The sequence below is a fragment of the Nocardia colli genome (genome assembly GCF_008704205.1).
Lineage (GTDB): Bacteria > Actinomycetota > Actinomycetes > Mycobacteriales > Mycobacteriaceae > Nocardia > Nocardia colli.
Map to the genome: position 1 here is coordinate 383833 of NZ_VXLC01000003.1, position 22709 is coordinate 406541.

General features: G+C 68.1%; 19 protein-coding genes. 6 read left to right on the forward strand and 13 right to left on the reverse strand.

Annotated features, from left to right (window positions below):
* Positions 1-61: 61 nt before the first annotated feature.
* Positions 62-1198, forward strand: a complete 1137-nt coding sequence (locus F3087_RS08525; protein ID WP_150401900.1) for a fatty acid desaturase family protein — start codon at positions 62-64, stop codon at positions 1196-1198.
* 85 nt (positions 1199-1283) lie between these two features.
* The gene (locus F3087_RS08530; RefSeq protein WP_150401301.1) at positions 1284-2189 is read left to right on the forward strand and encodes a cutinase family protein; all 906 of its coding nucleotides are present in this window, start codon (positions 1284-1286) and stop codon (positions 2187-2189) included.
* Between the two features lie 42 nt (positions 2190-2231).
* On the opposite strand, the gene F3087_RS08535 is transcribed toward F3087_RS08530, so the two are convergent.
* On the reverse strand, positions 2232-2957 hold the full coding sequence (locus tag F3087_RS08535) for a copper homeostasis protein CutC (RefSeq protein ID WP_191093858.1): 726 nt from the start codon (positions 2955-2957) through the stop codon (positions 2232-2234).
* A 137-nt stretch (positions 2958-3094) separates the two neighbouring features.
* Entirely contained in the window at positions 3095-3685 is a 591-nt protein-coding gene (locus F3087_RS08540) for a class I SAM-dependent methyltransferase (protein ID WP_191093914.1), read from the reverse strand.
* 144 nt (positions 3686-3829) lie between these two features.
* Between F3087_RS08540 and F3087_RS08545 the strand changes: the two genes are divergently transcribed.
* Both F3087_RS08545 and F3087_RS08550 read left to right on the forward strand, forming a co-directional pair.
* Positions 3830-4639, forward strand: a complete 810-nt coding sequence (locus F3087_RS08545) for a class I SAM-dependent methyltransferase (protein ID WP_150401304.1) — start codon at positions 3830-3832, stop codon at positions 4637-4639.
* Positions 4640-4775: 136 nt separating this feature from the next.
* Positions 4776-5813, forward strand: coding sequence for an alpha/beta hydrolase-fold protein (locus tag F3087_RS08550; protein WP_150401305.1), 1038 nt, complete (start codon positions 4776-4778; stop codon positions 5811-5813).
* Here F3087_RS08550 and F3087_RS08555 read toward each other — a convergent pair.
* From F3087_RS08555 to F3087_RS08575, 5 genes are all read right to left on the reverse strand, one after another.
* Positions 5810-7543 (reverse strand): ABC transporter ATP-binding protein, encoded by a 1734-nt coding sequence (locus F3087_RS08555; RefSeq protein WP_150401306.1) that lies wholly within the window; start codon positions 7541-7543, stop codon positions 5810-5812. The two genes, F3087_RS08550 and F3087_RS08555, sit on opposite strands and share 4 nt — an antisense overlap.
* A complete protein-coding gene (locus tag F3087_RS08560; protein WP_223884923.1) occupies positions 7540-9186 on the reverse strand; it encodes an ABC transporter ATP-binding protein in 1647 nt (548 codons plus the stop codon). Before F3087_RS08560 ends, F3087_RS08555 begins: the two co-directional genes overlap by 4 nt.
* Before the next feature lie 73 nt (positions 9187-9259).
* On the reverse strand, positions 9260-10408 hold the full coding sequence (locus F3087_RS08565; protein ID WP_150401308.1) for a GGDEF domain-containing protein: 1149 nt from the start codon (positions 10406-10408) through the stop codon (positions 9260-9262).
* A gap of 69 nt (positions 10409-10477) precedes the next feature.
* A complete protein-coding gene (locus F3087_RS08570; RefSeq protein ID WP_150401309.1) occupies positions 10478-11938 on the reverse strand; it encodes an NAD(P)/FAD-dependent oxidoreductase in 1461 nt (486 codons plus the stop codon).
* Between the two features lie 62 nt (positions 11939-12000).
* The gene (locus F3087_RS08575) at positions 12001-13164 is read right to left on the reverse strand and encodes an aminotransferase class V-fold PLP-dependent enzyme (protein ID WP_150401310.1); all 1164 of its coding nucleotides are present in this window, start codon (positions 13162-13164) and stop codon (positions 12001-12003) included.
* Between the two features lie 255 nt (positions 13165-13419).
* Between F3087_RS08575 and F3087_RS08580 the strand changes: the two genes are divergently transcribed.
* Positions 13420-14310 carry a hypothetical protein gene (locus F3087_RS08580; RefSeq protein ID WP_150401311.1) on the forward strand — a complete coding sequence of 297 codons (891 nt, stop codon included), beginning with the start codon at positions 13420-13422 and terminating at the stop codon, positions 14308-14310.
* A 32-nt stretch (positions 14311-14342) separates the two neighbouring features.
* On the opposite strand, the gene F3087_RS08585 is transcribed toward F3087_RS08580, so the two are convergent.
* Positions 14343-15281 (reverse strand): LysR family transcriptional regulator, encoded by a 939-nt coding sequence (locus F3087_RS08585; protein ID WP_150401312.1) that lies wholly within the window; start codon positions 15279-15281, stop codon positions 14343-14345.
* A gap of 75 nt (positions 15282-15356) precedes the next feature.
* On the opposite strand from F3087_RS08585, the gene F3087_RS08590 reads away from it, so the two are divergent.
* Positions 15357-16871: an MFS transporter gene (locus F3087_RS08590; protein WP_223884924.1), complete on the forward strand. Its 1515-nt coding sequence runs from the start codon at positions 15357-15359 to the stop codon at positions 16869-16871.
* Positions 16872-16883: 12 nt separating this feature from the next.
* On the opposite strand, the gene F3087_RS08595 is transcribed toward F3087_RS08590, so the two are convergent.
* The 5 genes from F3087_RS08595 to F3087_RS08615 are packed head-to-tail and all read right to left on the reverse strand — an operon-like array spanning position 16884 to position 22705.
* Positions 16884-17891, reverse strand: coding sequence for a sugar phosphate isomerase/epimerase family protein (locus tag F3087_RS08595; RefSeq protein WP_150401313.1), 1008 nt, complete (start codon positions 17889-17891; stop codon positions 16884-16886).
* Entirely contained in the window at positions 17888-19051 is a 1164-nt protein-coding gene (locus F3087_RS08600; RefSeq protein WP_150401314.1) for a Gfo/Idh/MocA family protein, read from the reverse strand. The genes F3087_RS08595 and F3087_RS08600 overlap by 4 nt, the downstream gene beginning before the upstream one ends.
* A 14-nt stretch (positions 19052-19065) precedes the next feature.
* Entirely contained in the window at positions 19066-20112 is a 1047-nt protein-coding gene (locus F3087_RS08605; RefSeq protein ID WP_150401315.1) for a substrate-binding domain-containing protein, read from the reverse strand.
* A 20-nt stretch (positions 20113-20132) separates the two neighbouring features.
* Positions 20133-21206 (reverse strand): ABC transporter permease, encoded by a 1074-nt coding sequence (locus F3087_RS08610; protein WP_223884925.1) that lies wholly within the window; start codon positions 21204-21206, stop codon positions 20133-20135.
* The gene (locus F3087_RS08615; protein WP_150401316.1) at positions 21203-22705 is read right to left on the reverse strand and encodes a sugar ABC transporter ATP-binding protein; all 1503 of its coding nucleotides are present in this window, start codon (positions 22703-22705) and stop codon (positions 21203-21205) included. The genes F3087_RS08610 and F3087_RS08615 overlap by 4 nt, the downstream gene beginning before the upstream one ends.
* Positions 22706-22709: the final 4 nt, after the last annotated feature.

Genomic DNA, 22709 nt, shown 5'->3' on the forward strand with positions numbered 1-22709 from the left:
TACCGGCTCGGCGGCACCGGGATTCGTCGCGACGACGAGTACGGTCGCGGACGTGTTGGACATGGATCCGGGCGAACAGAGCGCCGCGCAATCGGCGACGACGACCCGGCCGATGAAGCGAGGCAGCGAGTACGCGGTGCTGTTGCGCCGGGTGCGCGACGCGGGACTGCTGGACCGGCAACTGCGGTACTACCTCGGCAAGACGGCGATCGTCGTCGGCGCGTTCGTCGCGGGGTGGGCAGCGTTCTTCCTGCTAGGCGACTCGTGGTGGCAGTTGGCCGTGGCGGTATTCCTGGCGGCGGTGTTCGCCCAGTTCGCCTTCCTCGGGCACGACGCGGGGCATCGGCAGATCTTCGGCACCCGGCGGGCCAACTACCTGTACGGGGTGCTCGCGGGCAATCTCGCGATCGGGCTGAGCATCGGGTGGTGGACCAGCAACCACAATCGGCATCACGCGCATCCGAACACCGAGGGCGCCGATCCCGACATCATGGGCATCCTGGCCCACTCCGATGGCCGGGCGCGGACCGGTAAAGGATTCCGGCGCTTCATCTTCCGGCACCAGGGCTGGCTGTTCTTCCCGATGCTGCTGCTGGAGGCGGGCAGCCTGCACTTCTCGAGTGTCCGGGCGGTGTTCAAGTGGCCGATTCCCAACCGGGTCTGGGAAGGTGTGCTGCTCGCCGCGCACTTCGCCGGCTATCTCGCCGCGGTGTTCCTCGTGCTCTCGCCGGGGAAAGCGGTCGTGTTCATCCTGGTTCAGCAGGGGCTGTTCGGGTTCTACATGGGGTGCACGTTCGCGCCGAACCACAAGGGGATGGCCGTCCTGGCCGAGGACGACGCCACCGACTTCCTCCGCCGGCAGGTGCTCACCTCGCGCAATGTGCGCGGCAGTCTGCTGGTCGACACCGCGCTGGGCGGTCTGAACTACCAGATCGAACACCACCTGTTCCCGTCCATGCCGCGAGCCAATCTGCGCCGGGCACAACCGATCGTGATCGAGTTCTGCGCCGAGATCGGGGTGCCCTATTGCCAGACCGGACTCTTCGACTCGTATGCCCAAGCGCTACAACACCTGCACAGCGTCGGTAAGGCGACGCGGCCGGTACTGTCGGAACCGCTGGCGCTGGGCGGACTTTCTGGGGACACTGTTCCCATCTGCGGGGACGTTCCCGACGGCAACACGAAAATATCCACCTGAAGAAAAGACAGCCATCGGCGCTCAAACGGACACCGGGCGCCATCGCCGACCGGGCCTCGGTCCGGCAGTGAACACGGAGTACACGATGTTATCGCGATGGAAGAACACCGCCGCATGCGCGGCAGCGATGGTCACGGCCGCCCTACCGGTCAGTGTCGCGTCGACCGCGCAGGCCGCCCCGCAGGACTGCCCCGACATGTATGTGGTTGCGGTTCCCGGCACCTGGGAGACCTCCAATTCCGACCCGGGCAAGGGGATGCTCGCGGGGGTCGCCGACAACCTGCCGGGCAATGTCCGGACCGACTACGTCGTCTACCCGGCGACCGCGTTCCCGTGGGAAGGCGACGTCTACGGCAGGTCCAAGGGCGAGGCCATCGACCATGCGCGCGGCCTGGTCGCCACCATGGCGCAGCACTGCGACAACACTCGATTCGCGCTGCTCGGTTACAGCCAGGGCGCCGACGCCGCCGGTGACCTCGCCGCGGAGATCGGCACGGGCCTCGGCGTGGTGTCGCCGAACCGCGTCGCCCTGGTCGGGCTCATCTCCGATCCGCGTCGCTCGCCGACCGACACGCTGATCGGCCCGCCCGTCGCGGGTGCGGGTGCGGGTGGCCCGCGCATCGGCGGCTTCGGCTGGCTCAGCCCGCAGACCTACACGTTCTGCGCCGCGGGCGATCTGTACTGCGCGACTCCCGACGGCGACTTCGCCGCGCGGTTCGCCGGCCTGTTCGCCCAGATGTCGAACCCGAACCCGGCGCTGTTCGGCAGCTACCAGCAGCAGGCCAACTCGCTCATCGCCGACGCCCTGGCCGCCGGCGGTCTCGGCCTGCTCGCCGACCAGCTCAACAACTCGGCCTACGAGGAGCGCAAGCGTCAGGTCGACGACTTCCTGAAGTCCGGCATCCACCAGAGCTACCCCGGCTACCCGATCGGCGGCGGTGCCACCCCGCTGACCTGGCTGCGGCAGCGACTGATCGAAGCGTCCCGCTGAGCCGGCGGTCCGGCGGCTACTCGGCCGCCGGACCGCACCCACTCAGTGCCGGCCGCGGACCAGTTCGCACAGCGCGGCCGCCTCTGCGGGGCCGGTGTCGAATCGGTCGAAGCCTTGGGGGACACCGACTCCCGCGAAGAGATCCGCCGCACCGGGCACCGGCGTGCGGACCGCGGCGTGCACTGCCGATACTCCGGTCGCGCCGATCACCTCGCTGACGTTCGACGGTCGAATACCGCCACCCGCCATCACCTCGATCGCACCGGCGGCCTGCCGCACCAGATCCTTGATCACCGCCGCGCCTTCCAGCGCGGAGCGCTGCCTGCCCGAGGTCAGCACGCGAGCGAACCCGAACGCGACCGCCTGGTCCAGCGCCCGCTGCGAAGACGCACTGACGTCGATCGCCCGATGCAGCGTGACCTCCAGGCCTTCGGCCGCCGCCACGAACGCCTTGTTGATCGGATCGAGCGCACCCGCGAGATCGAGCGCACCGACCACCACCCCGTCCGCGCCCGCCGCACGAGCCGCCTGAATATCGCGCACCATCAACGAGATCTCGTCGGCCGAGTAGTGAAAGTCGCCGGCCCGCGGCCGAATCAACACGTGCACTTGGGTTTTCACTGTTCGGGCGACCGCGAATTCGATCAGCGCGAGGCTCGGCGTCAACCCCCCGTCGGACAGACCGCCGCACAACTCGATCCGGTCCGCACCCGCCTCTTCGGCGACCCGTACTCCACCAACCGACTCGACACAGATCTCTACACGCACATCAGCGAGTATCCACGTCGCTACGGAATGTGCTTACCCAGACCGCGTCATGCCGGGTCATTGCGCTGCACGCCGGCGTTACTCGCGGTGCTGGTTACGGTGCGCGAGTGGGCGGACGCTGCGGTCCGCCGCGCCGGCTAGTTCCCGGACGGATTGCGGGTGAAGCGTACGGTGTCGTGCCACCGGTTTCCGGTCGCGTCGAGCAAGGTAAAGCCTTCCGGCTCAACGAGTTCCCGCAGCCGGGCCACGCTCAGCCGGTCCGGGTCGGGGAAGTGTTCGAAGAAGGCGAGTTGGCCGCCGGTCTTGAGGATGCGGGCGAGCGAGCGGATGCAGGCAGGCTTGTCCGGGACCTCGCCGATCACGGCCGCGAGGAACGCGACATCGAAGGTCTTGTCCGGAAAGGGCAGGCCCGCGCCGGCGTCACCGCTGTGAAAGCCGACGTTGGTGTATCCGGCGGCCTCCAGCTTGTGCCGCGCCTTGTCGAGCATCTGCGGCTGGAGGTCGAACAGCTCGAGCCTGCCGTCAGTGAGTTCGCGGGCCAGTTCGAGACTGTAGAAACCAGGCCCGGGGCCGAGCTCCAGGACCTGGTCGGTAGGGGTCAGTTCGAGTTGGTCGACGGTGTCGCGGGGGTTCGTGAAGAGCCGTCGTACGGGGTTGTCCAGTAGGAACGCGGCCTGATGCGGATAGGGGAAGTCGCCTCGACGGGTTTGTCGGAGCAGGGTGTCCAGCCAGGTGGTCGTCATATGCGCCTCCAAGAGGGAGTGGTAAGGGTTACCTTACTTTGCGGGATCCCGTTGCGCTACAACGTCGATTCGCCAGTCGCGGACAATCGCTCATAGACACCTTAGGTGACCCTAAGTTACGCTGCGCGAGTGGCTGAAACGGTATCGCTGGGCGAAGTTCAGGAAACACTGCTGATCCCGTTGTACGGGCGTGCTCGCGACGCCCGGCAACGCCGGAGCGTGCTGAGCGACCGCAAGGCAATCGAACTGGTGGAGTCGATCGACTACGACTTCGAGAAGTTCCGCGGGCCGTCGCTGGCCGGGTCGGTGCTGCGGGCGTCGATCTTCGACGAGTACGTGCGCGGCTTCCTGCGCGAGCATCCCGAGGGGACGGTCGTGGACCTGGGCTGCGGGCTGTCGACCCGGTTCGATCGCCTGGACAACGGCCGCCTGCGCTGGTTCGACCTGGACGTCGAGGACACAATGGCGTTGCGGCGCAAGTTCTTCGACGACGGCGACCGCTACACCATGATCGCCGGATCGCTGTTCGACACCGACTGGTACGCGAAGGTCGCCGAGCGATCTGGTCCGATATTCATCCTGAGCGAAGCGGTCATGCTCTACTTTCCCGAGGATCAGGTCCACGAGACCTTGCGGCAGATCGCGGCGGCGTTCCCGGCCAGCCCGTTCGCCTTCGACACCGGCGGCGCGATCATGATGAACAATCAGGACAGCAACCCGGTTTTCAAAGCTGTTCCGGCGCGGATGAAATGGATCTGCGAGGACCCGGCCACCTTGGCGCGGTACGGGTTACGGCTGCGTGAGTCGCGCACCTTCGCCAGTCCGCAACCGGCGGTCGCCGGTACCTGGCCGGCCCGGTACCGCTTCGGGCTCAAGGTCATCGGCTGGACGCCGCCCGTAAAGACCTACAAACTCAACCTCTTCACCACTGCCGATTGAGGTGAGCGCTCGAGTCGCCAGCGGCAATCATTGGGCAACGTCGCTGTGCGGTAGTGGTATTTCGACGGCGCTGCCCACAGATGTGGGGGTTCGGAAAGGGCATCGAAGGGCGGCGAGCGCGGCTAACGTAGGACGAATGTTGCCTTGGTCTGCCGAACTTGCCGGACGTCTCGACGAACACATCTTCGACAGCACGCTGCTCCGCGACAATCCGTTGAAAGACCCGCACGAACGCCCGCTGTGGGTATACGTGCCACCGGGTTACGACGAGGACAGCGATCGCCGGTATCCGTCGATCTACGTAATCCAGGGCTACACCGGCCATATCGCGATGTGGCGAAACCGGTCGGCGTTCCGGCTTCCGTTCCCGGAGGCCGCCGACGCGATGTTCGCGGCGGGCGAGGCCCCACCGGCGATCGTCGTCTACGTCGACGCCTGGACCGCTTACGGCGGCAGTCAATTCGTCGACTCGCGCGGCACCGGCCCGTACCACTCCTACCTCTGCAACGAGATCGTCCCCTGGGTGGACGCCCACTACCGCACGGTCGCCGACCGCGACCACCGCGCCATCATGGGCAAGAGCAGCGGCGGTTTCGGCGCGATGATCACCCCGATGCTCCGCCCAGACCTGTTCGGCGCCTTGGCCACCCACGCCGGTGACACCCTCTACGAGTACAGCTATATCCCCGAATTCCCGGTCGCGGTGCGCCACCTGCGCGCCTACGACGGCGATATCGAGCGCTGGTGGGCGGAGTTCCGGAACCGGGTGGCCTTCACCGAACCCGAAGACATGGTGCTCATCTCGCTCTACGCGGTCGCGGCCTGCTTCTCCCCGGCCGCGGACGGCCGCCCCGAACTGCCCTTCGACGCCCGCACCGGCGTGCTGAAACCTGAAGTCTGGCAACGCTGGCTGGACTGGGACCCGGTCCGCATGGTGCCGGTGCACGCCGAGGCGATGCGCTCGATGCGGGCGATCTGGATCGACGGCGGCACCAAGGACGAGTGGTTCCTGGACGTCGGCGGCGAAGCCTTCCGGCAGGCGCTGCTCGATGCCGGGGTGTCCGCGGACGTCATCAACTTCGAACTGTTCGACGCCGGACACGGCGGCATCGACTACCGCTACCCGATGTCGCTGGCTTGGCTGGCCAAGCACCTCGATTCGCCTCGAGCCTAGCCGTGCCACGAGTGCCATAGCGCCGCATAGGTTCCGTCGCGCGCGACCAAATCGTCGTGGGTGCCGAGCTCGACGATGCGACCGGCGTCCATCACCGCGACCCGGTCCGCGTCGTGCGCCGTCTGTAGCCGGTGCGCGATCGCGATCACCGTGCGTCCTTCGAGGACAACACCCAGTGCTCGCTCGGTGTCTCGGGCCGACGCCGGGTCCAGCTGCGCGGTGGCCTCGTCGAGCACGACGGTGTGCGGGTCGGCGAGAACTACGCGGGCCAGCGAAAGCTGTTGTGCCTGTGCGCCGTCGAGGTGGTAGTCGTTGCCTTCCAACGTGGTGTCGAGACCATTCGGCAGATTCTCGGCCCAATCAGCGCCCACCGCGGCGAGTGCGGCGCGCAACTGGGTGTCGGTGGCGTCGGGCCGGACGATGAGCAGGTTCCCCCGAACGGTGTCGTTGAAAACGTGCTTTTCCTGCGTGACCAGGACAACGTGGTGGCGCAGGCGATCCGGGTCCAGCTCCGAAATCGGCACGCCCCCAAGGTGTACCGCGCCGGTCCGCGGGGCGTCGACCCCCGCGAGAAGCCTGGCGAGCGTGGACTTGCCCGCCCCGGACGTCCCGACGACCGCGAGCCGTTCGCCCGGCCGGATATCGAGGTCGACGCCGTGCAGCACATCGCCGCGGTCGTACGCGTACCGCACGTCGGCGAGGTGGATCCGGTTGTCCGCAGGCTCCGCCGAGACAGTCGGCTTCGCTGTCGGCGCCGATGCGAGACCCTCCAATCGCGCGTAGGACGCGACGGCGGTCTGCACACCGTCCACCCACAACATGACCGTGTCCAGCGGGTCGACCAGTTGCCGCAAATACAGCGCCGCGGCGACGATGGAGCCGAGGCTGACGGCCCCTCGGCTGTGCAGCGCGCCGCCGATGAGCAGCACCGCGACCAGCGGCAGCACATACGAGACGTCCAGCGTCGGGAACAGCACTGTGCGCAGCCGCAAGGTCGCCAATCGGGCGGCGCGGGCCGTGCCGATCGCGGAAGTGGTTGTCGCACTGTGACGTTCCGCCAGGCCGAGCGCCTCGATCGTGCGCGCCCCGGCCGCGCTGGTCGCGATGAGTTCGGCCAGTTGGGAGCCGCTGGCCGCCTCGGTGCGATACGCCGCCCGGGACCTGCGCAGATACCAGCGCAGGACAACGGTGCCGACGAGCAGACAGCTGAGACTCGACACACCGAGAACCGGGTCCAGGACCAACACCGCACCGATGATGAACGCGCCCTGGATGGCGGCGACGAAAACATCCGGCGCGGCAGTCCGGAGCATCGCCGCGATGGTCGGCGCGTCGGTGGTGCCGCGCGCGATCAGGTCGCCACCGGAGACCCGCTCGACCACCGCGGCGGGCAATGCGAGGACGCGACCGAGGAACCGTTCGCGAATACGGGCCGCGGCCCGCGCACCGAAGCGATAACCGACATATCGCGCGTAACGGGTGAGCACGATCTGCGCGACCGTGCAGGCGAGGATAGCGAGGGCCAATCGATCGACGGTGCTGACCGCCGTCGGCGTTCTACCGACGGCATCCACGATCTTGCCGAGCAGCCACGGACTGGCCAGACCGGCGGCCACCGCGAGGGTATTGAGCACCAGGACTGCGGCGAATGCGACAGGGTCAGTGCGGATCTCGTTCGCCGCGGCGCGACGGATCTGCGCGGCGTCGGCGACCGGTAACGGGGTGGTCACCGGTGTGCTCCCTCGTCGGTGCCGCGCGACACGAGGGCGCGGTAGCCGGGCTCGGCCTGCAGCAGATCGTGGTGGGTGCCGGTTGCCGCGACGACTCCGTCGACCAGGTAGATCACGGTGTCCACGTGGTCGAGGACGAGCGGAGACGTGCTGGCGACCACCGTTGTCCGACCTCGTCGCGCGGCACGCAACCGAGTCGCGATCGCGGCCTCGGTGTGCGCGTCCACGGCCGACGTCGGTTCCACCGCCAGCAGGAGCTCGGGCTCGGCGTAGACCGCACGAGCCAGCCGGAGCCGTTGGCGTTGCCCGCCGGACAGATTTCCGCCCCGCGGAGTGATCGTCGAGGCGAGGCCGTCGGGCAGCGCGTCGACCACGTCGGTCGCCACCGCAACGTGCAATGCGTCGCGTATCCGACCGTCGTCGGGCGCGTGCCGGCCGGCGACGACGTCTCGGACACTCCCGGTGAAGAGGTAGGCGTCGTTGTCCGCGACCAGGATTCGACGTCGGAGCTGATCGGCGAAGACGATGTCGACGCGAACATCACCCCACGTGACATCCGATTTGGTGAACCCGCCGAGCCGATCGATGACCGCCGCACTCTCGGCCGGGTTATCGCCGACCAGCGCGGTCGACAGCCCGGGCCGCACCTCGACGCCGGAGGCGGGATCGCGCAGCATCGATGCCGCGGGCGGGGCATCGACCGTGCCGGATTCGGTGCTGCTGTCGGGCGAGATCGACAGCAAACCTGTCACTCGCCGGGCGGCAACCCGTGCGCGGGCAATATCTCCCGCGGCCTCGATGAAGAACGACACCGGAACGACCAGCATCGCGGTGTACCCGTACACGGCAACCAGACTGCCGACACTGATCGAACCCTCGGCGGCCATCCGCGCGCCCAGCCAGATCACGACCGCGAGGAACGCCGCGGGCAACCCTCGGCCGAGCGCGTCCACCCAGCTCGTAGCGACGCCTACCCGGTACCCCTGTATCACTAGAGCCTGCGAATCACTTTGGTAGCGAGCGGCATACACGGATTTGCCGCCGAGCCCGTTCAGCACCGGGAGACCGTTGAACACATCGACCAGCCGGGTGGTCAGCGTGCCCTGCTGCTCACGGTGACCGGCCCCGGCCCGCTCGATCCGATGCAGCAGCGGGCCGACGGTCAGCGCCAGGATCGGCACACCCGCCAGCACCACCACCGCGAGCAGCGGCGAGATGGAAAACATCACGACCGCGATCACCACGTATCCGACCGCGGCGCCGACACCGGGACCGGTCACGGTCAGCGACTGCGCGATCACCTGCACATCGCCGCTGCCGATCGCCACGATCTCACCGGCGGTGATCCGGCGCGACAGGTCGGCGCCGAGCCGGACGCAATGCTCGACGGTCGTCGACACCGTCTGAAAGGACGCCTCCATGCGGACCTTCGACATGGTCCGATGGCGGGCAATGCTCAACGCCGCGTTGACCACTCCGATGCCGAACAACGCGGCGACCCAGCCGGTCAGCGCAGCCAGGTCGTTCTTCGCCAGACCGTCATCGATGGCGCGTGACAGCAGATAGGGCGGCACCGTGAGCGCCACCATCCACAGGCTGCCCAGCGTCGCCCCGAGCAGGACCCGCCGGGGCTGGCTGATCACCAGCCAGAGCAGAAACCTGTTGGGACTGGACCTTTCTCGTGGTCCGGGCGGATCGGCGATCGAGGGCACTCGCTCACGATAGGTGGCGAAGATCGCGCACGGGCGCGATCGCATCCTCCGGGTCGGCGATCACGACGGTGTTGCCGCCCAATTGCTTTGCGCGGTACATGGCCGAATCGGAGCTGCGGAACAACAGCCGTGGCGTGATCGTCGGGTGCGGTTCGCAATTCGGGCCGGGTTCGAATTCCGCGGCCCCGACGCTGGCGGTGATCGTGCTCGGCAGGCCCGGCATCGTCTCGACCGCGCGCCGCAGGCGTTCGGCGACGGCGGCGAGGTCCGCGCCTTGCCCACGGCCGATGACCATGAACTCCTCGCCGCCGGTGCGCACGACGATGGCGTCGGGCGGCGCGGCCGCCCGCAGTTGCTCGGCGGTCTGGATCAGGACCTTGTCGCCGAACGAATGGCCGAAGGTGTCGTTGACCGTTTTGAACCGGTCCAGGTCGAGGGTCACGACGTAGACGCGATCGCGGCGGCGCGGCCCGAAGTACCGCGGCAGGTGCGAGTCGAGGCCGCGGCGGTTCAGCAGCTTGGTCAGCGGATCGGACAGCGCGTCCACCCGCAGCAGCCAGCTACAGAACTGCACGACGGGCAGCACCACGCCGGTCACCGCGATCACCACCAGCACGACGACGATGCCGAGCGCGACATCACCCTGCCCGTGCCCGTTGCCGGTCGGCACGCCGAGCACCATCATCGCCGACAACCCGAGAATCGACAGCACGGACCAGCCGACGTGCAGCGCCAGCACCGGCGGCCCGTGAAAGATCGTGATGTACCCGCCGGTCGTGACCAGCAATACGCAGCCCATCGCGCCCAGCAGCCGATCCTGGATCATCACGTTGTTGGCGGTGATGGCGACATCGACGGCGACGACCCACAGCAGCGATTCGCGCTCGCTCGGCCATGGCAGCGACCACCAGCGCACGGTCCATACCGCGGCCATCACGATCACGATCACCGCCTGCGCCTGCCCGGCCGGTCCGGGTTGCCCGGCCTGCGAGATCAACGCCATCACCGTGATGAATCCGAGGACGATGCCGCCCGCGCCGACCATGAACTTCAACGCCCCGAGCGCGGAGTGGGATTCGAACGTCTCGATCAGCCAGCGATAATCCACCCGGTAGCGCCACCAGGCACGAACCATCACTCGACTGTTGGTCACCGATCCACCGCCTTCGGCCGGCAAGTTGCGGATACCTGACTGTAACCAACAGTAACTGAGAGTTTGCTCCTAGTCTGTGGGCCCGGTCTCGAACCATTGCGGGATCACGTCGCGGACGAACGAGCTGATGCATTCGGCGGTCGGACCGGAGAGGATCTCGCCGACGAAGTAGATGCCGTCCCGGCCCTGGATGCCGGCCACCCGGTCGAACCAGCCGGCGCGGACCGCGGCCGCGCTCGGGTAGGCGGGCCATTCGGCGATCGTCTCGGCGATCAGTTCGGGGTCGTCGAACAGAAACAGGCTTTCCTTGGCGAGCGACCAGGCTTGTGCGTCGGAGATCGAGGTGTCGGAGTTGCTGAAGCAGACCCAGTACGGTCCCGGATTCTGTTTGTTGGCGGCGGTGATGCGGTGCATGGCCTGCTCGGGATCGGTGTCGGTGTAGCTGCCGTACGGGTCGATCACCCAGAAGCCGAGGGGCTCACCGGAATCCGCGCGCCGAGGGAAGGCGATGCGCTCCTCGCGTACTCGGATGAGGTAGCTGCGGGTCCACGCGCGCGGGCAGTTCCGTTCGGCGAACAGTTCGCGAATGTCGCCCGCGGGGAACATCTCTCGAATCTGCGCGGGGCGCGCGGTCACCACCACACGCGAATAGAGTGCACTGCGCTGCTCACCGCCGGCGGAGTAGGAGACCCGAACCCCTTGCGATGGAACGGGTTCGATGCGGGTCACCTGGCTGTCGACGGTGACGGTGAGCCGGTGGTCATCGGCGATTCGGCGCAGGAAGCTGACGAACCCGCCGTGGAAGCTCAGGCTGACCGGTCGCCGGGAACTCAGCTGCGCGACCAGCGACTGCGGCATCCGGGCGAGCAGTGCCTGCTTCTCGGTTGAATACAGCGAAAGGACCAGCTTGGCGAGTTGCGAGACATGGCCGGAGATATGCGCGTTGATATTGATGATGGTTTCGGCGGGCTGCCGCGGCCTGCGCATGTTGGCGTAGATCGCCAGCCCTTGCAACACCTCGCTGACCAGCGGTGCGTGGCGCGCCCGGTAGGTCTCCCAGGTCTCGCCTGAGGTGTGGTCGAAGGCCAATCCGCTCTGCCCGGGCGCGTGCCGGTCCCGCATCGCCCGTTCGATGATGTTCCAGGCCTCGACCAGCTGATCGATCGCCTGCTCCGGGGTCATGCTCTGGAACAGTGGCAGGAAATGCGGCGGCACGGCCGGCTGCGGTGTGCCGGAGTCGGACCGGCCGACGAAGTAGAGCGTCTCGGTTTTCGTCGGCACCGGATGGTTGCGCAGCAACTCGTCGATGGCCGTGCCCGCCATGTCCGCGCCGAAGGACTGCTGGATGACCAGGTGTGACTGGAAATCGTAGGTGTCACCGTCGACGTCGACGGTCTGGCAGTAACCGCCGAGTTGCGGTCCGGCCTCGAGCACGTCGATGTTCTCGAACCCGAGCTCGCGTAGCTTCGCCGCGGTGAGAATGCCGCTCTGGCCGGCGCCGATGACGCAGAGGGGTGCCGCGAGATCCATGGGGACTCCTACGGGTTGGTAGTCATGAGTATGCGGCACCCGGCGTCCCCGGCTCGGCGGTTTCAGGTGCGGATCAGCTTGGCCACCGTGTCGACCAGACGATCGATATCCGCGTCGTTGTTGTAGCCGTGCGGCGAGATGCGCAGGCCGCCGGCGCGGGCGGAGACCGCGATGCCCTCGGCCTGTAACTGCTTGGCGAGCAACGGGATCGGCGGGCCGTCGAGGTGCACCGCGACGATCCCGGAACGACCTTCGGCCGAGCGATCCGACAGCACGGTCGCTCCGATCGAGGTGAGACCGTCGCAGATCCGATCGCAGAGGCGGTCGACGTGCGACCAGATCGCCGGGACGCCCGCCTCGAGCAGCAGATCGATCGATGAGCCGAGCGCGGCGATACCGGTGACGTTCGGCATTCCGCCTTCCAAACGTCGTGCGGTGTCGTCGAATACGAGCTCGAGGTTGTCCCATTCCTCGCGATGCGCCACCGAGTTCCAGCCGGGCTCCAGCGGGCGCAGCGACTCCAGCCGGGAGCCGCGCACGTACAGGATGCCGCTGCCTTCCGGGCCGAGCAGCCACTTGTGGCCGTCGGCCATGGCGAAATCGACGCCCCAGTCGGCCAATTCGGCGGGGATCGCGCCGAGTCCTTGAATCACGTCCGCGCACAACAGGGCTCCGGCCGCGCGGCACGCGCGGCTCAGCGCTGCCAGGTCGACGCGCCAGCCGCGGCCGAACTGCACCCAGCTGGTGACGACCAGCTTCGGCGGCGGTCCGGCCTGGATCCGATCGATGAACGCCTCGACGGTGAGTCTTCCGCTCGGGGCTTCGGGCTGTACGCGATCGACGATCACGCCTCGATCGGCCAAGGCCAGCCACGGGTAGAGCGTGGACGGGAACTCCAGATCCGGCACGATCACGCGGTCGCCAGGGGACCAGTCGAGGCCGTTGGCGATCATCCCGAGCCCGGTGGTGGTGTTCTTGACGAACGCCACGTCGCGCGACGGCACGCCCATGAGCCGGGCCGCCGACGCTCGTACCCGTTCGATCTCGGCACTGTGGGCCGCATAGGTGAACTCGCCGTCCAGTGAAACCTCGGTCGCGCGCCGATGCATCGCGTCCACCGACGGCTGGGGCATCGGGCAGATCCCGGCGTGATTGAGATACGCCCACCGGCGCGCGGCCGGAAAGTGTTCGCGGGCAAGGGGAGTGGTACCGACTGTCGTGGGCATCTCGTAACCTCCGAATCAAGCGGACATTATGTCCACTTCTAGCTGGCTGCAGACTACGGCTTAACCGGTCACTCCGTCCACTTATTCGCGAGTGTGGTTGCCCGGTATCGAAGCGGGCGATTCGTGATCGGGGCCCGGGTGATCTGCGCAACTGGCTCGGCGTCGGATCGATGCCGGTCGGGGGCGCGGGAGTTGCCGCGCGTTATCTTCGGTCGTGACTAAAACGATGAGTTCGGTGTCGATGGGGGTAGTCGCGTGCTGATTGGTCTGTTCGCGGCGTTTCTCGCGTGTATCGGATACGGGGTGGCGTCGGTTCTCCAGGCGTATGCGGCGCGTCGGTCGGCCGCGGCGGCGGAGGCGCGAGGTGACGACGGGCAGCTGACCGAGACCGGCGCGCCGACGGTCGCGTCCACGGTCGCGGCGGTGCTGACCGTGTGGTTCATCGTCGGCACCGTGCTCGATGTGGTCGGGTTCGCCGGGAACGCGGTGTCGGCGCGATTGATTCCGCTGTTTCTCTCACAGACGATCATGAGCGCGAATCTGATCATCACCGCGGTGCTGGGGATCTTCGTGCTCGGCATCCGGTTGCATGCGCGCGACTGGGTGGCGATCTGCACGGTGATCTTCGCGCTGGCCGCGCTCGGTGCGGCCGCGGGGCACGAGGGTGGCGGTAGCGACAATCCGGTGATGCATTGGGGCGTGTTGATCGCGTCGGTGGTGTTGTTCGCCGGCAGTCAGCTGGTCGTGCGCCGGCTGGGTTCGCGGGGTGCGGTGGCCGCTGGGTTGGCGGCGGGAATGTTGTTCGGGGCGTTGGCGATCGCGGTGCGGATCGTGCAGGGGATCGATCCGTTGAACGTGGGCACACTGCTCGCCGATCCGGCCGCATGGACGATCGCGATCGCCGGCATCGGCGGGTTCTACCTGCACACCGTTGCGCTGCAACTGGGTTCGGTGAACGGGGCGACCGCGGCGTTGGTGGTCGGCGAGACGGTCATTCCGGGCATCGTCGGCGTGCTGGTGCTCGGCGACACCTCACGGCCCGGCCTCGCGTGGCTCGCGGGACTGGGCTTCGTGCTCGCCATCGGCGGCGCGGTCGCCGTGGCGGTCTTCGGCAACGTATCCCAGCTCGAGCACGCCGACGCGTAGGCGCCGCACCACTTTTGACAAACGCACGCGTGTCAGCGCGGCGAGTCTGAGTGCGGGAGGTCAGAAGTAGTGCGGCTGGTGTCGAGTGCGGCGCGGATCGTCTCGCGTAGCCAGCGCTGGGCCGGGTCGGCGTCGAGCCGGGCGTGCCAGAGCAGCCGGACCTCGATGTCCGGCAGGCCGGGGATGCGGAACCAGCGGATGCCGAGCGCTCGGCCGTACTGCTCGGCCAGGCGCTGCGGGGCCAGGCCGACGTAGTTGCTCGTGGAGACCAGCAGTGCCGCGACCGCGGCGGTCGGCACCACCGCGGCGACACGACGGTGCAGGCCCGCGGCGTCGAGCACGTCGTCGAGGGGGCCGCGCGCCCGGCCGCGGCGGGAGGCCGAGACGTGCGGGTACTCGCACAACTGGGACAACGTCGGGCGGCGGTGTTTGCCCAGCGGGCTGTCGGCGCGGACGATGCCGACGATCTGTTCCCGGTAGAGCAGGTCGTCGCGGATGTCGGGCGCGGTGACGTCGGTGGCGCCGATGTCGAGATCGACCGAACCGTCGCGCAACGCTTCGATGCTCTCGCTGCCTTCCGCGACGAACCGCAGCGTCACGTCGGGGGCTATCGCGGCGGTGGCCTCGGCGGCTGCCGCGGAGAGCGTGACGGCCACGCCGTCGTTGATGCGAATCGTGAAGGTGCGCTTCAGGTCGGCGACGCTGAGCTCGCGGTCGGCGCTGATCAGGGCCGAGGCCTCGTCGAGCAGTGAGCGCACGCGCGGGGCGGTGCGCAGCGCGAACGGGGTCGGCGCCATCCCGCGACCGGCCCGCACCAGGATCGGATCGTGCATCGCGCGCCGCAACCGGCCCAGTGCTCGGCTGGTTGCCGGGATGGAGAGGTGCAGGCGCTCGGATGCCGCCGTGACGCTGCCGTCCTGGAGTAGCGCGTCGAACACGCGAAGGAGGTTCAGGTCGAGCTGCTCGGGCATAGTTGCATCGTACGCAAGTGACTGTTGTCAAAGTTGCGTGGCATGGAATCCGGCTGAGTCCATAACGTCGTGACCATGCCATTCAATGTTTTGACCCGTGATCGTCCACCGACCTCACCGGCGAGCCCACCGAGGCCGGACACCCAACGCGGCCTGCTCGCCGTCATGTGTTCCTGTGTCGTGGTCGTCGTCGGGATGGTCGCCGCGATCAATCTGGCCGTCCCGATGCTCGCCGCGAGCGGGCTGCACCCGTCCGCGTCGACGCTCGTCTGGATCGTCGATACCTACGTCATCTTCTTCGCCTGCCTGGTGATTCCCGGTGGCGCCGCGGGAGATCGCTTCGGGCGCAAGGGAGTTCTGCTGGCCGGTCTCGGCCTGTTCGCGGCGGGCGCGCTGTTGTCGGCGGTCGCGCCGAATGTCGCTGTGCTGCTGGTCAGTCGCGCGATCACCGGTGTCGGTGCGGCCGCCGTGCTGCCCAATACGCTTGCGGTGCTGTTGCATGCGGTTCCCGCCGAACGTAAGGGCGCGACGATCGCGGTCTGGGCGTCGATGACCGGCATCGGCGGCGTGGTCGGCAATGTCGGTGGCGGAGCTATCCTTTCGGGCGGCTCGTGGCGATGGTTGTTCATTGCCGCCGTGCCGATCTCGCTGGTGCTCGTGGCCTTGGTCTGGCGGATCGCGCCGGTGTCGCCCCGGCATGATCGTGCCCTCGACCTGCCCGGCGCGGTGTTGTTCGTCGCGGCGTCGGTGGCGTTGCTGCTCGGCATCGTGCAGGGGCCGGAGTCGGGGTGGGGGAGCCCGGTCGTCGTCGGCGGGTTCGTCTGTGCCGCGGTGCTGTTCGTGGTCTGGGCGGCCGTCGAGCTGAAAGTCGAACACCCGCTGCTCGATCCGCGCTTGTTCAAGGTCCCCGGCCTGCGCAGTGCCTGCCTCGGCATGACGGCGATCTTCTTCGGCATGTTCGCGCTGTTCTACGTCAACGCGTCGTTCCTTCAGTACGGCAAGGGATTCAGCGTCCTGCGCACCGGCCTCGGCATCATTCCGCTGACCATCCCGATCATCCTCGGCGCCCGCCACGTCGGCCGCCTGTCTCAGCGCTTCGGCCTCGACGCCACCATCGCCCTGGCCTTCGGGTTCGTCGGCGGCGGACTGCTCGGCCTGTCCACCAGCAATGCGCAGACGCCTTACGTCGAGTACGCCGCCTGGTTGATCGTCACCGGAATCGGTGTGACCCTTGCCCTCCCGACCCTCTCGGGCGCAATCTCGGGCTCCCTGCCGCACGCGCAAGCCGGTGTCGGTGCCGGATTACAAGCCACCACCCGCGAATTCGGCAGCGCCCTCGGCGTCGCCGTGATCAGCACGATCCTCACCGCCCGGTTCATCGCGGCCCTGCCCACGGACATCCGCACCACCCACGACCCGCACACCGTGGCCCAGGCGCTCGCCGCCACCCCCGACCGCACCGACGACGTTGTCACGGCGTTCATCTCAGGAGCCGATCTCGCCCTGCGGATGATCGGCATCACGGTCCTGATCCTCGGCGCGCTCGTCGTGGGCCAGTCCCTGCTGTCCCGACGGGGACAGGCGCGATGACCCGACGGCGGGTCACCGATCGGTGCTGAAGGCCGCGTCGAAGGACGCGGCCGGTGGGGTGATGGCGTTGAGGCCGCGGATGAAGGTGAGGGCTTCGGGTGCGCCGGCGAGGCGGTCCATGCCGGCGTCTTCCCATTCGATGGAGATGGGGCCGGTGTAGTGGATGGCGTTGAGGGCGCGGAAGCAGTCCTCCCAGGGGACGTCGCCGCGGCCGGTGGAGACGAAGTCCCAGCCGCGGCGCAGGTCGGCCCAGGGGAGGTGGGAGGAGAGGCGGCCGCGGCGGCCGTCGCCGCAGCGGACCTTGGTGTCCTTGCAGTCGACGTGGTAGATGCGGTCGGCGAAGTCGAGGATGAAGGCGACCGGGTCGAGGTCCTGCCAGATGAAATGGGAAGGGTCCCAGTTCAAGCCGAAGGCGGGGCGGTGGTCGATGGCGGCGAGGGCGCGGACGGTGGTCCAGTAGTCGTAGGCGATCTCGCTGGGGTGCACCTCGTGGGCGAAGCGGACGCCCTCGGCGTCGAACACGTCGAGGATCGGGTGCCAGCGTTCGGCGAAGTCCTGGTAGCCGCGTTCGATGGCGTCCGCCGGGACCGGCGGGAACATGGCGACGGTGTGCCAGATGCTCGATCCGGTGAAGCCGACGATCGTGTCGACACCGAGTTGGGCGGCCGCCCTTGCGGTGTCGGCCATTTCGGTGGCGGCACGCTGACGCACGCCTTCCGGTTCGCCGTCGCCCCAGATGCGTTGCGGGACAATCGCACGGTGCCGTTCATCGATCGGATGGTCGCAGACGGCCTGGCCGACAAGGTGGTTCGACAGTGCGAACACCTGAAGTCCGTGGCGTTCGAGGGTTTCCTGCTTGCGCTTGGTGTAACCAGGATCGGCGAGTGCCTTGTCCACCTCGAAATGATCGCCGGAACAGGCGATTTCGAGTCCGTCATAGCCCCATTCGGCGGCCAGCCGGCACACTTCCTCGAACGGTAGATCCGCCCATTGCCCGGTGAACAGCGTGATCGGTCTCATGGTTGTCCTCCTCCGATAGCGGTCCAGCGCCCGTCGTCGGCCGCGCTCGCCTCGACCGCGGCCAGCACCCGCTGCACGGCGAGCCCGTCGGCGAAGCTGGGACTCGGATCCTTCCCCGCCGCGATCGCGATGACCAGGTCGGCGACCTGGTTGGTGAAGGTGTGGTCGTAGCCGAGCCCGTGCCCGGGCGGCCACCAGGCCCCGGTGTAGGGGTGCTGCGGTTCGGTCACCAGGATGCGGCGGAAACCGGCGGTCTGCGGTTCCTCGGTGTGATCGTGGAACCACAGCTCGTTCATCGACTCGAGATCGAAGGCCAGGCTGCCGTGGGTTCCGTTGAGTTCGAGGCGAAGTGCGTTCTTGCGCCCGGCGGCGACCCTGGTCGCCTCGAACGACGCGAGTCCGCCGCCGGAGAGCCGGCCGAGGAACAAGGCGGCGTCATCGACCGTGACCTGGCCGCTGCCCACGCCGTCCGGCAGCGGGCGTTCGGTGACGAACGTGTCCATCAATGCCGACACCCCCGTCAACGACTCCCCGGTGACGAACTGCGTGGCATCGATGATGTGCGCGCCGATATCGCCGAGCGCCCCGGACCCGGCACGCTGCCGATCGAGCCGCCAGCTCAGCGGTGCCTCCGGATCGGCGAGCCAATCTTGCAGATACACCGCCCGCACATGCCGGACGGTGCCGATCCGGCCCTGCGCCACCAGATTTCGGGCCAGCGCCAGCGCGGGCACCCGCCGATAACTGAACCCCACCATCGACCGCACCCCGCGCAGCGCGGCCTGCTCGGCGGCGGCGGCCATCGACTCGGCCTCGGCCACGGTGTTGGCCAGCGGCTTCTCGCACAGCACGTGCTTGCCCGCTTGCAGTGCGGCAATGGCGATTTCGGCGTGACTGTCGCCCGGCGTGCAGATATCGATCAGATCGACGTCGTCGCGATCGAGCAACTGCTTCCACGCACCGACGGCGCTCGCCCAGCCGAGCCGCCCGGCGGCGACCGTCGCCCGGCCGATGTCGCGGCCCGCGAGCGCCACCGGCACCGGCCGCCACGGCAGATCGAAAAACGCGTCCACACTGCGCCAGGCCTGCGAATGGGCGCGCCCCATGAAGGCGTGGCCGACCATGCCGATGCCGAGGGTGCGGCGGTCTGTCGAGGTCATCGGTCTCCGATCGGTTAATAGCCGTTCGCCAGGTACTGTTCGGCGTTGTCCTTGGTGACCACCGCCGAGAAGGTCGTAATCTTCGCGGGCACATCGTGTTCGGCGAGATCGCCGAGCGCCCGGCGCTGCCCGAGCAGCCGGGCCAGCGCGACCGCCGAGGACGCCATCGCCGGGCTGTAGAGCACGGTGGCTTGCAGTGGCGAGTTGCCGGTCTGGATCTCCTTCATCGCCTGCGCCGAGCCGCCCCCGCCGACCATGACGAACTCGCCGGATCGATTGGCCTGCTTGATCGCGGCCAGCACGCCGATGCCCTGATCGTCATCGTGATTCCACATCGCGTCGATCTTCTTCGTCGCCTGCAACATCTGGCTGGCCACCTGCTGACCGCCCGCCGCGGTGAAATCGGTGGATTGCCTTGCGGTGATGCGGAATCCAGCGGCGGTGACGGCGTCGTGGAACCCTCGGCTGCGTTCCTGGGTGAGCTGGAGGTTGTCGATCCCGGCGACCTCGACGATCACCGGATCGCCGATGCCCGCGTCCTTCATCTTGCGGACGATGAAACTGCCCGCGTTGACGCCCATTCCGTAGTTGTCGCCGCCGATCCAGGTCCGGTAGGCGAGTGCGGAGGCGAAGACGCGATCGAGGTTGATCACCGGAATGCCCGCGTTCATCGCGTTTTTCGCGATCTCGGTGAGTGCGTTGCCGTCGAACGGCAGGATCACCAGCACGTCGGCCTTCTGGTTGATCATCGTCTGCACCTGTTCGATCTGGCGGCTGACGTCGTTGGTGCCCTCGGTGACGTTGAGCGTCAGATCGCCGAACTTCTCCGCCTGCGCCCGCGCGTTGCGGGTGATCGCCGCGGTCCAGCCGTGATCGGCGGCGGGTGCGGAGAAGCCCACGCGCACTTGGGCTCCGGCGGCGGAGTTGTCCCCGGTACTACCGGCCACCTGCGTGCTGGCCGTGGTGTCGTTGGAGGTGCAGGCGGCGGCGAGCACGCCCGCGCCGGCGGCGAGACCGGACAGGAGGATGCCGCGGCGGGGGAGAGAGACTGTCTTGCTCATGGTGTTCCTTGATGCGTGATTCAGGTGAGGGTGGGGACCGCGCGGGCGCGGCCGAAGCGCTGGAACAGCAGGACGGCAACGATGATGGCGCCCTTGCCGATTGCCTGGATGGGTTGCTCGAGGTTGTTGAGAATGAACAGATCCTCGATCACGGTGAACACGAGCACCCCGAGGATCGACCCGGTGATCGTGCCGAAACCGCCGCTCAGCAGGGTTCCGCCGATGACCACCGCGGCGATCGCGTCCAGCTCGTAGAGCTGGCCGTTGGTGCTGGTGCCGGTGGTGGTCTGCGCGGTGAGCATGATGGCGGCGACGCCGCAGCACAGCCCCGACACCGCGTACAGGAGCAGCGTGTGGCGGCGCACGTCGATGCCCGCCAGCCGGGCCGCCTCCGGATTGCCGCCGACGGCCGCGCTGCGCCGGCCGAAGGTGGTGCGCTCCAGCACGATCCAGCCGACCGCGACCACGATGACGAAAAGGTAGACCAGCAGCGGGATGCCGAGCACCCGATTCTGTGCCAGGGCGAGCAGATCGGTGGTGACCAGCTGGGACTGCCGCCCGGAGATCTGCTCGGCGAGCCCGCGCGCGGCCACCATCATGGCGAGCGTGACGATGAACGGCACCAACCGCCCGTAGGCGATGAGCGCCCCGTTCAGCAGCCCGCAGCAGAGGCCGACGAGCAGCGCGCTGAGCACCATCCCGCCCACGCCGTAGGACTGGGTGGCGGTGGTGGTGCACCAGACCGACGCCAGCGCGATGATCGCGCCGACGGACAGGTCGATGCCGCCGCCGATGATCACGAACGTCATCCCGACGGTGACCACGCCGATCACCGAGGCCAGGGTCAGGATGGTGATCATGTTGCCGGCGCTGAGGAAGTCCTCGCCCTTGGTCAGCGCGCCGACGATCAGCAGCGCGAGTAGTGCGACGATCAGCGTCAGGTGTTTGCGTAGTTCACTGCGCCCGGTCTTGCGGCGTGGTGGCGGATCCCCCTCCGCCGCTGTTGGTTTCGCTCTCGTGCGCACTGCGGTCGTCCGGCGGATCGGATCACCGCCACGCTCGGTTCCGGCACGCTGCATCTCGGATTCGCTCACAGCGCACTCCCTTCCATGATCATCGCGATGATGTCGGGTTCGGTGAGGTCGGCCGCGGCCGCGGTGTGGATGATCTCGCCCTCGCGCAGGACAAGCACCCGATCGGCCAGCCCGAGCAGTTCCGGCAGGTCGCTGGAGACCATCAGCACCGCCACGCGGCGCTCGGCCAGACCTCTGATCTGCGCGTAGACATCGGCGCGGGCGCCGACATCGACGCCGCGGGTCGGTTCGTCGAGCAGCAGCACCCGGCAGTCCTCCAGCAGCCAGCGGGCCAGGACGGCCTTCTGCTGGTTCCCGCCGGACAACCCGCGCACGGGGTAGTCGGGGTCGGCCGGGCGGATGCCGACGCGAGCGAGCACGTCGCCGGTATCGGCTCGCGCTCTGCGCCGATCGAACCAGCCGAATCGGGAGTAGCGCGGTATCGAGGCGGCAGAGATGTTGCGGCCCAGCGATTCCAGCAGAAACAGGCCCTGAGATTTGCGTTCCTCCGGCGCCAAACCCATTCCGGCGGCGACGGCGGCGCTCGTGCTGCCGGGCCGTACCCGGCGGCCGTCGACGCGGACCTGTCCCGCCGACGCGCGGCGCGCGCCGTAGATCGTCTCCAGCACCTCCGATCGGCCCGCCCCGACCAAACCAGCGAGGCCGACGATCTCCCCGGCCTGCACCGTGAACGAGACGTCCTGGAACCGGCCGGTCAGCCCGAGCCCTGACACCTGAAGCACCTCCGCGGTGTCCTCAACGCGCGGCTGGTGTTGTGCCAGAACCGCTTCGGCCCGGTTGCCGGTCATGAGCGAGACGACCTGTTCGGTGCTGGTGGTGCGCGCGGGCAGTCCGGCGGCGACGGTGCGGCCGTCCTTGAGCACGGTGATCCGATCGCCGATGGTGCGGATCTCGTCGAGCCGATGCGAGATGTACACGACGGCAACGCCATCCGCGCGCAACTGATCGATGGTGCGAAACAGGTTGGCCACCTCGTCGTTTCCGAGCGCGGCCGATGGCTCGTCCATCACGATGAGCCGCGCGTCGTGCGACAGCGCCCGCGCCATGCTGACCACCTGCTTGGCGGCCGTCGGTAGCGTGGCGACGACCGTCTCGGGTCGCAACTCGCCGTGACCGAGGCGGTCGAGCAACGCGGTCGCGGCACGCGCGGTCGATCCGCGCCGGGTGAAGCCGGCGCGGGACTTCTCGTGGCCGAGGAAGATGTTCTCGGCGATGTCGAGTCCGTCGCAGAGATCCAATTCCTGATAGATCGTCGCGATGCCGAGCCGAGTCGCGGCCAGCGGATTGGCCAGCCGGACCGGCTTCCCGAGCCAGCTCAGCTCGCCCGAATCCGGTTGGTGCGCACCGGCGAGCACCTTGATCAGGGTGGATTTGCCCGCGCCGTTCTGCCCGAGCAGGCAGTGCACCTCGCCGGCGCGGACGTCGAGGTCGACCTGATCGAGTGCGCGTACGCCGGGGAAGTCCTTGACGATGCCTCGCATGGTCAGCACAGTGTTCATGGCC